At 73.6% G+C, this 14,714-nt stretch carries 12 protein-coding genes and 2 tRNA genes; 4 read left to right on the top strand and 10 right to left on the bottom strand.

Annotated features, from left to right (window positions below; translation table 11 throughout):
• Nucleotides 1-91: 91 nt before the first annotated feature.
• Together LY71_RS21910 and LY71_RS21905 are read right to left on the bottom strand one after the other, a co-directional pair.
• Nucleotides 92-739, bottom strand: coding sequence for an aminodeoxychorismate/anthranilate synthase component II (locus tag LY71_RS21910; protein WP_106281785.1), 648 nt, complete (start codon nucleotides 737-739; stop codon nucleotides 92-94).
• Nucleotides 740-763: 24 nt separating this feature from the next.
• Nucleotides 764-1,543: a DUF881 domain-containing protein gene (locus LY71_RS21905; protein WP_245888223.1), complete on the bottom strand. Its 780-nt coding sequence runs from the start codon at nucleotides 1,541-1,543 to the stop codon at nucleotides 764-766.
• Between the two features lie 133 nt (nucleotides 1,544-1,676).
• On the opposite strand from LY71_RS21905, the gene crgA reads away from it, so the two are divergent.
• Both crgA and LY71_RS21895 read left to right on the top strand, forming a co-directional pair.
• On the top strand, nucleotides 1,677-1,949 hold the full coding sequence (crgA, locus tag LY71_RS21900) for a cell division protein CrgA (RefSeq protein WP_106281781.1): 273 nt from the start codon (nucleotides 1,677-1,679) through the stop codon (nucleotides 1,947-1,949).
• 549 nt (nucleotides 1,950-2,498) lie between these two features.
• Complete coding sequence (locus LY71_RS21895; protein ID WP_106281779.1) at nucleotides 2,499-2,906, top strand: PH domain-containing protein; 408 nt, start codon at nucleotides 2,499-2,501, stop codon at nucleotides 2,904-2,906.
• A gap of 3 nt (nucleotides 2,907-2,909) precedes the next feature.
• On the opposite strand, the gene LY71_RS21890 is transcribed toward LY71_RS21895, so the two are convergent.
• Together LY71_RS21890 and LY71_RS21885 are read right to left on the bottom strand one after the other, a co-directional pair.
• Nucleotides 2,910-3,764, bottom strand: coding sequence for a rhomboid family intramembrane serine protease (locus tag LY71_RS21890; protein ID WP_146146209.1), 855 nt, complete (start codon nucleotides 3,762-3,764; stop codon nucleotides 2,910-2,912).
• Nucleotides 3,765-3,808: 44 nt separating this feature from the next.
• Nucleotides 3,809-4,342, bottom strand: coding sequence for a peptidylprolyl isomerase (locus LY71_RS21885; RefSeq protein ID WP_106281821.1), 534 nt, complete (start codon nucleotides 4,340-4,342; stop codon nucleotides 3,809-3,811).
• A 134-nt stretch (nucleotides 4,343-4,476) separates the two neighbouring features.
• Between LY71_RS21885 and LY71_RS21880 the strand changes: the two genes are divergently transcribed.
• Complete coding sequence (locus tag LY71_RS21880) at nucleotides 4,477-6,771, top strand: putative bifunctional diguanylate cyclase/phosphodiesterase (protein WP_106281777.1); 2,295 nt, start codon at nucleotides 4,477-4,479, stop codon at nucleotides 6,769-6,771.
• A gap of 24 nt (nucleotides 6,772-6,795) precedes the next feature.
• On the opposite strand, the gene LY71_RS21875 is transcribed toward LY71_RS21880, so the two are convergent.
• The 6 genes from LY71_RS21875 to gyrB form a co-directional block, all read right to left on the bottom strand.
• Nucleotides 6,796-6,868: transfer RNA gene (locus tag LY71_RS21875), tRNA-Ala, on the bottom strand.
• Between the two features lie 28 nt (nucleotides 6,869-6,896).
• Nucleotides 6,897-7,157 carry a DLW-39 family protein gene (locus tag LY71_RS24345; protein ID WP_106281775.1) on the bottom strand — a complete coding sequence of 87 codons (261 nt, stop codon included), beginning with the start codon at nucleotides 7,155-7,157 and terminating at the stop codon, nucleotides 6,897-6,899.
• 3 nt (nucleotides 7,158-7,160) lie between these two features.
• Nucleotides 7,161-7,234, bottom strand: a tRNA-Ile gene (locus tag LY71_RS21865).
• A gap of 144 nt (nucleotides 7,235-7,378) precedes the next feature.
• The gene (locus LY71_RS21860; RefSeq protein WP_245888221.1) at nucleotides 7,379-8,002 is read right to left on the bottom strand and encodes a DUF3566 domain-containing protein; all 624 of its coding nucleotides are present in this window, start codon (nucleotides 8,000-8,002) and stop codon (nucleotides 7,379-7,381) included.
• Nucleotides 8,003-8,302: 300 nt separating this feature from the next.
• The gene (gyrA, locus tag LY71_RS21855; protein WP_106281771.1) at nucleotides 8,303-10,771 is read right to left on the bottom strand and encodes a DNA gyrase subunit A; all 2,469 of its coding nucleotides are present in this window, start codon (nucleotides 10,769-10,771) and stop codon (nucleotides 8,303-8,305) included.
• Nucleotides 10,772-10,876: 105 nt separating this feature from the next.
• Nucleotides 10,877-12,907, bottom strand: coding sequence for a DNA topoisomerase (ATP-hydrolyzing) subunit B (gene gyrB, locus LY71_RS21850; RefSeq protein ID WP_106281770.1), 2,031 nt, complete (start codon nucleotides 12,905-12,907; stop codon nucleotides 10,877-10,879).
• Between the two features lie 281 nt (nucleotides 12,908-13,188).
• Here gyrB and LY71_RS21845 point away from each other — a divergent pair, with 281 nt between their 5' ends.
• On the top strand, nucleotides 13,189-14,706 hold the full coding sequence (locus LY71_RS21845) for an SDR family oxidoreductase (protein WP_106281768.1): 1,518 nt from the start codon (nucleotides 13,189-13,191) through the stop codon (nucleotides 14,704-14,706).
• The last annotated feature ends 8 nt before the right edge of the window (nucleotides 14,707-14,714 follow it).

Below are 14,714 nucleotides of genomic sequence, written 5' to 3'. Positions count from 1 at the left end.
GTTGAGGTCGGTCGTCACAACCCGAGCCTGAACACCCTCCGTCCGCGTCTACAGCGCCCTTCGACCCTTCGGGTCGATAGGACTTACTCGTCTAGACGGCGGCCGACAGCCGGCGCGCGCCCGCGGCGGCGGCCTCGACGACGTCCGGGTCGGGCGCCAGGCCGCAGGAGGCCAGCCAGGTGGCCAGCATCCGGTGGCCCCCCTCGGTGAGCACCGACTCGGGATGGAACTGCACGCCCTCGATCGGCAGCTCCCGGTGTCGCAGGGCCATGACGATCCCCGACGGCGTCGTGCCGGTGACCTCGAGCTCGGCGGGCACGGTGCCGCGGTCGACGGCCAGCGAGTGGTAGCGGGTGGCGGTGAACGGGGAGGGCAGGCCGGCCAGCACGCCGGTGCCGTCGTGCACCACCTGGCTGGTCTTGCCGTGCAACAGCTCCGGCGCCCGCACCACCTCCGCGCCGAAGGCCGCGGCGATGGCCTGGTGGCCCAGGCACACGCCCAGCACCGGCGTCCCGGCCTCGGCGGCCGCGCGCACCATGGGCACGGTCACACCGGCGCCGGCGGGCGTGCCGGGGCCGGGGGAGAGCAGCACCCCGGCCACGTCGAGGTCGGCGAGCTCGTCGACGCCCACGGCGTCGTTGCGCCGGACGACGCACTCCACGCCCAGCTGGCCGAGGTACTGGACCAGGTTGTAGACGAAGCTGTCGAAGTTGTCGACGACGAGGACCGGACGGCGCACACCCCCTGTGTACACCGCGCCCGGTCAGCCCCCGGCGGGGGTGGCGTGCGCCATGGTCGGCTGCTCGCCGTACGCGGGCAGGGCCACGGCGGCCTGCTCGCGGACGGCGAAGCCCAGGCCGTAGTCGTCGACGGCCTGGAGGAACAGCTGCACCTGCGGTGAGGAGGACAGCTGGGTGCGGATGGCCGCGGGGTCGCCGATCGCGGTGACCACGAACGGCGGGGACCACGTGCGCCCGTGCAGCAGCAGCACGTTGCCCACGCAGCGGACGGCGCTGGTGGCCACCAGGCGCTCCCCCATGACGGCCACGCCGTCGGCACCGGCCGCCCACACCGCGTTGACCACGGCCTGCACGTCGGACTGGTGGATGACCACGTCGTCGGGGCGGGCGCCGGCGGGCAGGCTGCCGTCGGGGCGGCGCGGGGCGTCGTCCAGGGTGATCTCCACCCCCGGGCCGGTGAGCGCCACCAGCCCGGCCGAGAGCTCCCCGCCGTCCCCCTCGGCCCGTGCGGCGGCGACCGCACCGTCCCGCGAGGCCGCCTGGTCGGTGAGCGCCTCGGTCTGCGCCTGCAGCTGCTCCAGCTGCTCCTGCTGGGCGGCGATGAGCTCGCTGCGCTGGTCGATGAGGGTCGACAGCTCGGTGACGTCCCCGGCGCGCAGGTCGCTGCCCTGGGCGGTCTGGCCCGAGGTGGCGAACAGCAGCCCGGCCGCGAGCGCCACCACGGGCACCAGCGCACCCCAGGCCGCACGGTCCGCCGCGCGGCCGGCCCGCGCCGCGACCGGGCGGGGCACGAGAGGCGTCACGGGGTCTCCTGGGACACGGGAGGGAGGAGTCGGGCCGTCGGCTGAGCCGTCGCCGTCCCCCCGCAGCTTAGGCTGGCGGGGACACGTGCCGGTCGCGACGGACCGGTGCCCCGGCGAGCAGGAGTCGAGAGCCGTGCCCAAGTCCAAGGTGCGCAAGAAGTCGGTCTACACGCCGCCGGCGGGCGTGCTGCAGCCGCAGGCCGCGCGTGCCCGCGCCGTGCAGCCCAGCCCGCGCTGGTACGCGCCGCTGATGGTCACGCTCATGGTGCTCGGCCTGCTGTGGATCGTCGTCTACTACGTGGCCGGCGACCAGATCCCGTTCATGGTCTCGCTCGGCGCCTGGAACTTCGCCATCGGCTTCGGCGCCATGGTGCTCGGGCTGGTCATGTCGATGCGCTGGCGGTAAGTGGAAGGACCCCTCTGCTCCCCACCCCTCGCTCCGCTCGGGGCGGGCCCCTGCAGAGGGGCCGTTCCAGCACGTCACCTGGCCCTCGTCCCCCTGGGGACGGGGGCCTCGGCGCGTTCCGGGGGGGTCTACACCAGGCCGCGCACCGCACCGTCCCCGGGGGTGGGGATCACTGTGCACAGGGGGTCGAGGCGTCCACAGGTCGACATGGCGCTCCGCCCCCAGGGTTGTCCACCGCGTGTGGAGAACGGGTGTTCGACTCCACCGCGCTGACCTGCGTCGATGTCGGCCGTGGGGCGCGTGTGACGACGACGACGGCCGCGTAACTACAGGTCTGTGCTTTGTCCCCAGCTGTGTACCCAGCTGTGGATGTGTCGACAAGACAGCCTGCCGCATCCGGTCACTGAGCGCTACCGGAGCAATGCGCCAGAGCGGTCGACACGCGGGCCGAGCTGGGCACTTCCCGGTCGATGACCCGCTGTCCCCAGGCCCGGCGGCCTGTGGACGGAGCCATCCGCAGCGGCACCGCCCGTTTGGCAGGCTGGGGACGTGCAGTGGCGGGCGCGGACGGCGGAGACGGTCACCCTGGCGCTCGGCGGGGTCCTGCTCGCGCTGGCCGCCCTGGGCCTGGACGCGGTCGGCCGGGTGCTGGTCGGCGGGGCCGCGGTGCTGCTGCTCGCGCTGGCCGCGCGGGACGTGCTCCTCCGGCCGCGGCTGTCGGCCGACACGGCCGGGGTGGAGGTGCGCACGCTCGGCGGCCGCACCCGGCTGCCGTGGCCGGTCCTGCGGGTGCGGCTGCGCGCGACGCGGCGGCTCGGCGTGCGCTCGCGGCTGCTCGAGCTCGACACGGCCGGCGGCCCGGACGACGACGGCACGCTGGTCCTGCTGGGCCGCCGCGACCTCGGCACCGACCCGGCCGCCGTCGCCCGGGCGCTGGAGGAGCTGCGCCCGGGCTGACCGCTACAGCCCCAGGACCGCCACCGGGGTCGGGACGGCGAGGGCCAGGACGAGCAGGACGGCGGCCAGCGCCACCAGGCCCGCCACCTGCCCCCAGTCGCGGCGCCGGGTGAGCACCAGCACGCTCGTGGCCAGGACGCCGGCGACCAGCCCGCCGAGGTGGCCGAGCAGCGAGACGCCGGGCAGGAAGCTGATGACCACGTTGATCGCCAGCAGGGTGAGCAGCCCGCGCAGGTCCTGCCGGGCGGCCACCATGAGCACGCCCAGGGCGCCCAGCAGGCCGTACAGGGCCGCGGAGGCGCCCGCGACGGCCCGCCCGGGCTCGCCGAACAGCTGGATGGCCACCGCGCCGCCGAGGGCGGAGATCAGGTAGACCGCGAGGTAGCGCGCCCATCCCAGACGGCGCTCCAGCTCGGGACCGAACACCAGCAGGCTGAGCATGTTCAGCAGCAGGTGGGTGATCCCGATGTGCAGGAACGCCCCGGTGAGCAGCCGCCAGTCCTCGCCGAGGAGGACCTGGACCGGGATCTGGGAGAACTCGGCGAACACCGGGGAGCGCCAGTTGTCCAGCGGCGGGTTGCCCACCGAGACCGCCGAGACGGCCGTGACGACGAAGACGGCGACGTTGACCGCGACCAGGGTGGCGGTGACGGGGCCGAACCGGCGGCGGGCGGCGGTCCAGCGCGGCACCGGGCGGGCCGTGCGGACGCCGGCGGTGCCCGCACGGACGTCGTCGGGGCACTGGAAGCCGACCGAGGCCGGGATCATGCACTCGGGGCAGATCGGCCGGTCGCAGCGGGTGCAGCGGATGCCGGTCGGCCGGTCCGGGTGGCGGTAGCAGGTGGCCGGCGGGGGCACCGGCGCCGGGACGTCGCCGGTGCCCCCGTCGGACGGCGAGGTGGTCAGCTGCGCTGCACCTCGACCGACTGCAGGACGACGTCCTCCACCGGCCGGTCGCCCCGGGCGGTGCGCACCTTGCCGAGCCGGTCGACGACCTCACGGCTGGCCTGGTCGGCGACCTCGCCGAAGATCGTGTGCTTGCCGGTCAGCCACGGCGTGGGGGCGACCGTGATGAAGAACTGCGAGCCGTTGGTGCCCGGGCCGGCGTTGGCCATCGCGAGCAGGTAGGGCCGGGTGAAGGCCAGCTCAGGGTGGATCTCGTCGCCGAACTGGTAGCCGGGCCCACCGATGCCCTGCCCGAGCGGGTCGCCGCCCTGGATCATGAAGCCGTCGATGATCCGGTGGAAGACGGTGCCGTCGTAGAGGCGGTCGGTGGTCTTCTCGCGCGTGCGCGGGTGGGTCCACTCACGGCGTCCCTCGGCCAGGTCCGCGAAGTTGGCGACCGTCTTGGGCGCGTGGTCGGGGAACAGGTCGACGGTGATGTCGCCGTGGTTGGTGTGCAGCACGGCACGGCGTGCGGGGGTCGCTTCAGTCACGGCGCCCACTCTCCCACCCTCCCGCCGGACGGTCCCGCGGGACGGGGCGGCCGCCACCGGCCGTTGCCCCCCGGAGGGGTGGAGCCGCGCCCGGCCGGCTCGAGGGGGCCGGTGGGGACGCCGATGGACGTCCCGTGCACCACTCCGAGACCACCTCCCCGACCCCGGCCCGGGTCCCCCTCACGGCGCTGTGCCGTGCGCTGCAGGTGGTCGCCGTCCTCGCCGGCGTCCCCTACCTGGTGTCCCTGCTGCCGGGCGTGCGCTCGTCGACGGGCATCTCGACCCTGCTCGACGGCTGGTGCCAGCACGTGTTCCTGGTCGCCGTCATCGGCGTCGTGTCCTGCCGGGCCCTCGGGTCCCCGACCGACCGCCGGGCCTGGACGGCCTTCGCGCTCGGCATGTGCGCCTTCGAGGGCGGCAACCTCGCCTACCTCCTGCACTACCAGCAGCTGGCGGTCGTCCCCTACCCGGCCTGGCAGGACCTCGGCTGGGTGCTGTTCTACCCGTTCGCCTACACCGCGCTGGTGTGGATGCTGCGCAGCCGGCTGTCCCGGCTGACCGCCAGCACCTGGCTCGACGGGCTCGTCGTCGGGCTCACCGTGGCCGCCGTGGGGGCCGCGTTCGCGCTGGGTGCCGCGGTCCGTCACGCCGACGGCGACGTCGCCGTGGTGCTGGTGAGCCTCGCCTACCCGGTGGCCGACCTCGCGCTGCTCACCCTGGTCGCCGGCGGCATCGCGGTCACCGGCCGCGGGGCGGGCGCGGCCTGGTGGTGGCTGTCCGGCGGCGTCGGCCTGTTCGCCGTCGTCGACACCGTCTACGCCTTCCAGCTCGCCGCGGACACCTACGTCGACGGCGGCCCGGTGGACCTCGGCTGGGCGCTGGCCTTCGCCTGCTTCGGCGCCGCGGCCACCCGGCCCCCCGCCGAGGAGCCCACCCGGCGCCCCCACGGCGCGGTGGCGCTGCTGCTGCCCGGGGCGTGCGCGCTCGGCGCCCTGGCGCTGCTGCTGCACGGCTACCTCGACAGCGGCGAGCCGCTGGCCGGCTGGCTGGCCCTCGGCGCCGTCCTGGCCGCGCTGGCCCGCACCGCCCTCACCGTCCGCGACGTCAGTGCACTGGCCGACAGCCGCCGCCAGGCCCGCACCGACGAGCTCACCGGGCTGGTCAACCGGCGCGGCGTCTACGAGGCGCTGGCGCACCTGGACGACGAGCTGGCCGCCGGCACCGAGGTGGCCGTGCTGCTGGTGGACCTCGACCGGTTCAAGGAGATCAACGACGCGCTCGGGCACGCCGCCGGGGACGCGCTGCTGCGCCAGGTGGGGCCGCGGCTGGCCGCCGACCTGCGCGAGACCGACGTGCTGGCGCGGCTGGGCGGCGACGAGTTCGTCGTCGTCGCCCGGGACACCGGTGCCGACGGCGCGCTCGCCCTCGCCGAGCGGCTGCGCAGCCGGCTGCGGGAGCCGTTCCCCGCCGGCGCGATGGACCTCACCGTGGACGCCAGCCTCGGCATCGCGGTCGGCCCCGCCCAGGCCGGCTCCGCCGAGGAGCTGCTGCAGCTGGCCGACCTCGCGATGTACACCGCCAAGCGGCACCGGACCGGCGTCGCGGTCTACGACGAGGCGCGCGACGGCCAGGGCCGGCACCGCCTCGAGCTGGCCGAGCAGCTGCGCGCCGCGTTCGGCCGGGACGAGCTGGTGCTGCACTACCAGCCCAAGCTGACCCTGGGCGGCGACGCGGTGGCGGGCGTGGAGGCGCTGGTGCGCTGGCAGCACCCGCAGCGCGGGCTGCTCTACCCCGACGCCTTCATCGACGTCGCGCAGTCCTCCGGGCTGATGGGCGAGCTGACCGTCGCCGTGCTGGACCTGGCGCTGGCGCAGACCCGGGCGTGGGCCGACGGCGGCCACCCGCTGGAGGTGGCGGTCAACGTCAGTCCGTCGGACCTGGTCGACGAGCGTTTCCCCGACGAGGTCGTCGCCCGGCTGCGGGTGCACCGGCTGCCGGCGTCGTCGCTGGTCCTGGAGGTCACCGAGAGCCTGCTCATGGAGGACCGGGAGCGCGCGGTGGCCGTGCTGCGGCGGCTCCGGGACGCCGGGGTGGGCATCGCCATCGACGACTATGGCACCGGCTACTCCAGCCTGGCCTACCTCGCCGAGCTCCCGGTCACCGAGCTCAAGCTGGACCGGGCGTTCGTCGGCACCATGGTCGAGAGCCCCCGCAACCAGGCGATCGTGACCTCGACGCTGCAGCTGTCCCACGCGCTGGGGCTGCGGCTGGTCGCCGAGGGCGCGGAGGACCAGGCCACCGTGGACGCGCTGGCCGACCTCGGCTGCGACCAGGTCCAGGGGTACCACCTGAGCCGGCCGCTGCCGCCCGCCGAGCTCATCGGCTGGCTGCGGGCCCGTGCGGGTCAGGCGACGCCACTGCCGGCCTGACCGGGCCGGTCCGGAGCCGGAGGGTGGAGACGAGGGGAATCGAACCCCTAACCCCCGCCTTGCAAAGGCGGTGCTCTGCCAATTGAGCTACGTCCCCTGCGGCGCCCCGGGACGGGGCGCCGGGGTCAGCGGGTGGTGGGCCGGCTGACGGCCTGCGGGCCGCTGGTGGCCTCGTGCCAGAGGTCGGCCTCGCCCTTGCCGGCGGCGCTCCCCGAGCGCCGGCGCAGGGCCGCCAGGGCACCTGCCGCGGCAGCAGCCAGGGCCAGCTTCTTGAACACGCGGTACCTCCCGGGGTGGACGGCGCCGCGGACGACGACCCTCGCGCCGTGGTCCGTGGTGCGGTGGTGCTCGCTCCGGTGCCGGCCGAGGCCGGGGCACCGGGTCACGGGTGGGCCTGGGAGGACTTGAACCTCCGGCCTCATCCTTATCAGGGATGCGCTCTAACCGCCTGAGCTACAGGCCCGTGGACCTCGAGAAGCGTACCCGGCTCCGTCCCGCCGGCCGCAGGGGGGTCGCGGCACCGGGCCCCGACACGCGTCAGGCGCCCCCTCCGCGGCCGGGAGGTGGCGCCTGACGCGTGCTGACCGGCCCCGCGGGCCGGCGGGGTTCACTCGCGCTCGGCGAGGGTGACCTCCAGGCCGCCGGCGAGGTCGGCGCAGAGGTTGTAGATGAACGCCGCGACCGTGCACAGCGCCGTCATCAGCACGATGTTGATCGCCCCGATGACCGCCGCGCCGCCGAAGACGACACCCGGCGTGATGACCTCCCCGCCGCCCTCGCCGCCCGAGGCGGTGCCCAGCTGGCCGAACAGGTCGTTGAGGGTGTCGAAGACGCCGGCACCGGAGAGGACGCCGTAGAGGATGCCGACGGCGACCATCCAGATGAAGAACATCGCGATCGACAGGACCAGCGAGATCTTCAGCGCCGACCAGGTGTCGATGTGCCGCAGCTGCAGGCGCGCGCGACGGGGCCCGCGGGGGCCGCGCTTGGGCGCCTTGCCGCCGGCCTGCTGACCGCGGGCGTCCGTCGGCGGCGGGGCCGCGGTGGCGGCCGCCGGGGTGATCGCCTGGGTGGTGCCCGACGAGCCGCCCTGCGGCGCACCCGCCGGCGGGGCGGGGGCCTGAGCCGGTGCCTGAGCCGGTGCCTGGGCGGGCGCCTGCCCGGTGGCGGGCTTGGCGAGCGGCACGCCGCCGGTGGGCGGCGCCGCGGCACCGGCGGGCGGTGCACCCACGGTCGCCCCCACGGCCGAGGCGCCGGCAGCCGGGCCGCCCGCGGCGGGCCCGCCCGGGGCCGCCGGGTCCGCGCCCGGCGCCCTGTCCGCTCCGGGTGCGCCGTCCGGGCGAGTGCCGGTGCGCACCGCCTGCGTCCGGTCGCTCATGCTCGTCTCCCGTTCGCCTGCGGCCCTCGCCGCGTCCTCGCGCCCGGGCGTCCCGGCGCGGAGCCGGGGGCGCCCGGGCGCCGGTCGTTCCCGTCAGGGCGCCCGCGGGAGCCGTGGCACGCGGCCACGACCCACCGTGCTCCCGCTCTCACCCTAGGCGGCGGGCTCGTCGTTGTCCGTCGTCCGGGCGATCGCCACGATCGTCACGTCCTCGGGCAAGTTCATGAGCTTGACACCCATGGTGGCCCGGTCCTTGTTGTGGCGCACGCCGTTGACCGGGGTCCGGATGACGCCGCCACCGGAGGTGATGGCGTACAGCTCGTCACCCAGCCGCACCGCCAGGGCGCCGACGAGGTTGCCCTTGCGCGCCTTGGGGTCGGCGGTGAGCACACCCTTGCCGCCGCGGCCCTGCGGCGGGTAGTTCTCGATGCCGGTGCGCTTGGCGAAGCCGCGCTCGGTGGCCACCAGGACGTCGACGCCCTCCTCGACGACCATCATCGACAGCAGCTGGTCGTCGGAGCTCAGCGAGATGCCGCGCACGCCCTCGGTGGCCCGGCCCATCGGCCGCAGGGTGGCGTCGTCGGCCTTGAACCGGATCGACATCGCCTTGCGGGTGACCAGCAGCAGGTCCTGCTCGGGGTCGATGAGCGCCGCGCCGACCAGCTCGTCGCTCTCGCGCAGGTTGATGGCGATCACGCCGCCGCTGCGCGGGGAGTCGAAGTCGGTCAGCCGGGTCTTCTTCACCTGCCCGTTCGCCGTGGCCAGGACCAGGTACGGGGCGACCCCGTAGTCCTTGATCTGCATGACCTGGGCGATCTTCTCGTCGGGCTGGAACGCCAGGATGTTGGCCACGTGCGCGCCGCGGGCGGTGCGGTTGGCCTCGGGCAGCTCGTAGGCCTTGGCCCGGTACACCCGGCCCTTGTTGGTGAAGAACAGGATCCAGTCGTGGGTGGAGCCCACGAAGAAGTGGTCGACGATGTCGTCCTGCTTGAGCTGGGCTCCCATCACGCCCTTGCCGCCGCGGCGCTGGGACCGGTAGAGGTCGCTCTTGGTCCGCTTCGCGTAGCCGGTGCGGGTGATGGTGACGACGACCTCCTCCTCCGCGATGAGGTCCTCCATCGACACGTCGCCGTCGTTGGCGACGAACTGCGTGCGCCGGTCGTCGCCGTACTTCGCGACGATCTCGCCGAGCTCGTCGCGGACGATCTGCCGCTGCCGCTCCGGGGAGTCGAGGATGGCCTGCAGGTCGGCGATGCGGGCCTCGATCTCGGCCAGCTCGTCGAGGATCCGCTGCCGCTCGAGGGCCGCCAGCCGGCGCAGCTGCAGGTCGAGGATCGAGACCGCCTGGATCTCGTCGACGTCCAGCAGCTCCATCAGGCCGGTCCGCGCCGCGTCGGCCGACTCGCTGTTGCGGATGAGCGCGATGACCGCGTCGAGCTGGTCGAGGGCCTTGGCGTAGCCGCGCAGGATGTGCGCACGCTCCTCGGCCTTGCGCAGCCGGTAGCGGGTGCGCCGCTGGATGACCTCGATCTGGTGGTGCACCCAGTTGCGGACCAGCTCGTCGAGCCGCAGCGTGCGCGGCACGCCGTCGACGATGGAGAGCATGTTGCAGCCGAAGGACGTCTGCAGCTGGGTGTGCTTGTAGAGGTTGTTCAGCACGACCTTGGCGACGGCGTCGCGGCGCAGCGTGATGACCAGCCGGCGCCCGACGCGGTCGCTGGACTCGTCGGCGATCTCGCTGATGCCCTGCAGGCGCCCCTCCCGGACGCCCTCGGCGATCGCCTCGGCGAGGTTGTCCGGGTTGACCTGGTAGGGCAGCTCGGTGACGACGAGCTGCACCCGGCCCCGGGAGTCCTCCTCCACCGTGACGACGGCGCGCATGCGCACCGAGCCGCGGCCGGTGCGGTAGGCGTCCTCGATGCCCTCCCGGCCGACGATGAGGCCGTGCGTCGGGAAGTCGGGGCCCTTGATCCGCTCCATGCACGCGGTGAGGGCCTCCTCCGGCTCCGCGTCGGGGTGGTCGAGCATCCAGAAGACGGCCTCGGCCACCTCCCGCAGGTTGTGCGGCGGCATGTTGGTGGCCATGCCGACCGCGATGCCGGCGGAGCCGTTGATCAGCAGGTTCGGGATGCGCGAGGGCAGGACGACCGGCTCCTCGGTGCGGCCGTCGTAGTTGCCCTGGAAGTCGACGGTCTCCTCGTCGATGCCGGCCAGCATCTCCATGGCCAGCGGCGTCAGCCGGCACTCGGTGTACCGCATGGCCGCCGCCGGGTCGTTGCCCGGGGAGCCGAAGTTCCCCTGGCCGTCGATCAGCGGGTAGCGCATCGACCACGGCTGGGCCAGCCGCACGAGGGCGTCGTAGATCGCCGAGTCACCGTGCGGGTGGTAGTTGCCCATCACCTCGGCGACCGGGCGGGCGCACTTGACGTACCCGCGGTCGGGGCGGAAGCCCTGGTCGTACATGGCGAACAGGACCCGCCGGTGCACCGGCTTGAGCCCGTCGCGGACCTCGGGCAGCGCACGCCCCACGATCACGCTCATCGCGTAGTCGATGTAGCTGCGCTGCATCTCCTGCTGGAGGTCGACCGCCTCGACGCGGTCGCGGGCTGGTGTCTCGGTCACTGGTCAGATCTCTCTGGTGGGGTGCCTGGTGAGTCGACGCCGGGTGGCCCCTCGCAGGGGCCCACGCCGAGCGGAGCGAGGCGTGGGGGGCGAGGGGGTCCTTCCTCAGACGTCGAGGAAGCGGACGTCCTTGGCGTTGCGGGTGATGAAGCTGCGGCGGGCCTCGACGTCCTCGCCCATCAGCACGCTGAAGATCTCGTCGGCGGCGGCGGCGTCCTCCAGGGTGACCTGGCGGAGGATGCGCGTCTCGGGGTTCATCGTGGTCTCCCACAGCTCGCTGGCGTTCATCTCGCCGAGCCCCTTGAACCGCTGGATCATCTCGTCCTTGATCTTGCGGCCACCCTCGACGCCGGCCCGCACGACCGCGTCGCGCTCCTTGTCGCTGTAGGCGTACTCGTCCCCGACCTTGCCGCCCCACTTGATCTTGTAGAGCGGGGGCTTGGCCAGGTAGACGTACTGGCCCTCGACCAGCGGCCGCATGAAGCGGAAGAGCAGCGTCAGCAGCAGCGTGCTGATGTGCTGGCCGTCGACGTCGGCGTCGGCCATCAGCACGATCTTGTGGTAGCGCAGCTTCGAGATGTCGAACTCGTCGTGGATGCCGGTGCCGAAGGCGGTGATCATCGACTGGACCTCGGTGTTCTTCAGCACCCGGTCGATGCGCGCCTTCTCGACGTTGATGATCTTCCCGCGGATGGGCAGGATCGCCTGGTACATCGAGTCGCGGCCGGACTTCGCCGAGCCGCCGGCGGAGTCGCCCTCGACGATGTAGACCTCGGAGTTGCGCGGGTCGGTGGACCGGCAGTCGGCCAGCTTGCCGGGCAGGCCGCTGACCGACAGCAGGCTCTTGCGGGCCAGCTTGCGGGCGTCCTGGGCGGCGCGGCGGGCCCGGGCGGCCGAGGCGGCCTTGGTGATGATCGTCTTGGCCTCGGTCGGGTTGGACTCGAACCAGTGACCGATCTGCTCGTTGCAGATCCGCTGCACGAAGCCCTTGACCTCGGTGTTGCCGAGCTTGGTCTTGGTCTGCCCCTCGAACTGCGGGTCGCCCAGCTTCACCGAGACGATCGCGGCGAGACCCTCGCGGATGTCGTCGCCGGTGAGCTTGTCGTCCTTCTCCTTGAGCAGCTTCTTGTCCACCGCGTACCGGTTGACGATCGAGGTGAGCGCCGCGCGGAAGCCCTCCTCGTGGGTGCCGCCCTCGTGGGTGTTGATCACGTTGGCGAAGGTGTGCACCGACTCGGAGTAGGCGTCGGACCACTGCATCGCGACGTCGACCGACATGGCCATGTCGTTCTTGCCGGTGCCCTCCGCGGAGAAGCCGATGACCGACTTGTGGATCGCGGTCTTGCGCCGGTTGAGGTGGGCGACGAAGTCGACCAGGCCGCCGTCGTACCGGTAGGTGACCTCGGTCGGCTCGAAGGCCTGCTCGTCGGCCGCCACCGGCGCCGCCAGGGTGGCCAGCGACTCCTCACCCAGGCCGGTCTCGGCCTTGCCGTGACCGGGGCGCTCGTCGCGCAGGACGATGGTCAGGCCGGCGTTGAGGAAGGCCATCTCCTGCAGCCGGCGGTCGATCGTGTCGAACGAGTAGGTCGTCGTCTCGAAGATGCCGCCGTCGGCCCAGAAGGTGATCGCGGTGCCGCGCCGGGTGGTCGGGCCGACCTTCTCCAGCGGGCCGGGCTTGGCCTCGGCGTAGGACTGCTGCCACTGGGTGCCGTCGCGCCAGACTGTGACGTCCAGCCGCGTGGACAGCGCGTTGACGACGGTGACGCCGACGCCGTGCAGACCGCCGGAGACGCCGTAGCTCTTGCCGTCGAACTTCCCGCCCGCGTGCAGCACCGTCATGATTACCTCGACGGTGGGCCGCTTCTCGACCGGGTGCACGTCGACCGGGATGCCACGGCCGTTGTCCTCGACGCGGACCCCGCCGTCGGCCAGCAGGGTCACCCGGACCGTGTCGCAGTAGCCGGCCAGCGCCTCGTCGACGGCGTTGTCGACGACCTCCCACACCATGTGGTGCAGGCCGCGCTCACCGGTCGACCCGATGTACATGCCGGGGCGCTTGCGGACCGCCTCGAGCCCCTCGAGGACGGTGATGGAGCTGCCGGAGTAGGAGTTCTCGGTCTTCGGTCGAGCGACCACGTGGGGCCCTTCTGTCACGCTGCCGGCACGCGGGGGCCTCCCGGCGGGGAGGGTCCCGAGGGCGCACAGCGCCACTGAGCCGGATGCTGGGGATTCCTGGCCTCCATGTTACCGGGTGCACCGACACAAACGGCGCCGTCCACGCCCTGACGTCGCCCCTGCGCCGCTGGAGGCAACGGCTGCACCACCCGTGGTGGGTAGCGGGTCGACACGCCCGTCCAGGGACGCTGACCCGGTCCACCGGACGGCACCGTCCGCACTCGGCTCCCAGACTGGTCGACATGCAGCCCGCGGAGCGTGCGCTCACCTGTCTGGTCACCGGTGCCACCGGCTACGTCGGCGGCCGGCTCGTCCCCGAGCTCCTGGCTGCCGGCCACCGCGTCCGGGTGCTCACCCGCTCACCGCGCAAGCTGCGCGACGTGCCGTGGAGCGGCCGGGTGGAGATCGCCGAGGGCGACGCCTCCGACCTCGACGCCGTCCGCCGCGCCTGCGAGGGCGTCGACGTCTCCTACTACCTCATCCACTCGTTGGGCACCGGGCCGGACTTCGAGGCCAAGGACCGGGAGACCGCCGAGGTGATGGCCCGGGCCGCGGAGGAGGCCGGCGTGGGCCGGCTGGTCCACCTCGGCGGCCTCGAGCCGACCGACGAGGAGCTCTCGCCGCACCTGCGCAGCCGCGCCGAGGTGGCCCGCGTGCTGCTCGGCTCCGGCGTCCCGACCGCCGTGCTCCGCGCGGCGATCGTCCTCGGCTCGGGCTCGGTGTCCTTCGAGATGCTGCGCTACCTGACCGAGCGGCTGCCGGTCATGGTCACGCCGCGCTGGGTGCACAGCCGGATCCAGCCGATCGCCATCCGCGACGTGCTGCGCTACCTGGTCGGGTGCGCGACGCTGCCGCCGGACGTGCACCGCTGCTTCGACATCGGCGGCCCCGACGTCATGGACTACGCCACGATGATGCAGCGCTACGCGGAGGTCACCGGCCTCTCGCGTCGGCGGATCCTGCCCGTGCCGGTCTTCTCCGCGTCGCTGTCGAGCCACTGGGTCGGCGTCATCACGCCGGTCCCGGCCTCGATCGCCCGGCCGCTGGTGGAGTCGCTGCGCAACACCGTCGTCTGCCGGGAGCACGACGTCGCGCAGTACGTGCCCGACCCGCCGGAGGGGCTGCTCGGCTTCGACGAGGCGGTGCGGCTGGCGGTGCTGAAGGTCCGCAACAACGCCGTCGACACCCGGTGGAGCGGCGCCTCGGTGCCCGGTGCGCCGTCGGACCCGCTGCCCAGCGACCCCGACTGGGCCGGCGGCAGCCTCTACCTCGACGAGCGGACCCGCGAGACCGACGCCTCGCCGGACTCGCTGTGGCGGGTCGTCGAGGGCATCGGCGGGGAGACCGGCTGGTACAGCTTCCCGCTGGCGTGGGAGGTGCGCGGCTGGCTGGACCGCGCGGTGGGCGGCGTCGGGCTGCGCCGGGGCCGGCGCGACCCCCGGGACCTCTACGTCGGCGACGCCCTGGACTGGTGGCGGGTCGAGGAGCTCGAGGAGGGCCGGCTGCTGCGGCTGCGCGCGGAGATGCGGGTGCCGGGCCTCGCCTGGCTCGAGTTCCACGTGGAACGCTCCGACGCCGGACGCACCCGGCTGCGGCAGAAGGCCACCTTCCACCCGCTGGGCCTGGCGGGGCAGGCGTACTGGTGGAGCGTCTCGCCGTTCCACGGGATCGTCTTCGGCAGCATGGTCCGCAACATCTGCCGCGCGGCCGAGGCGCTCGACGCCGGTGACGAACGGGCCGCGACCGGCCGCGCTGCGTAGCACCCGGT

Source organism: Geodermatophilus tzadiensis (assembly GCF_003002915.1).
GTDB lineage: Bacteria > Actinomycetota > Actinomycetes > Mycobacteriales > Geodermatophilaceae > Geodermatophilus > Geodermatophilus tzadiensis.
Note: the sequence above shows the minus strand (reverse complement) of the source record. Positions and strands in the feature narration are given on the sequence as shown.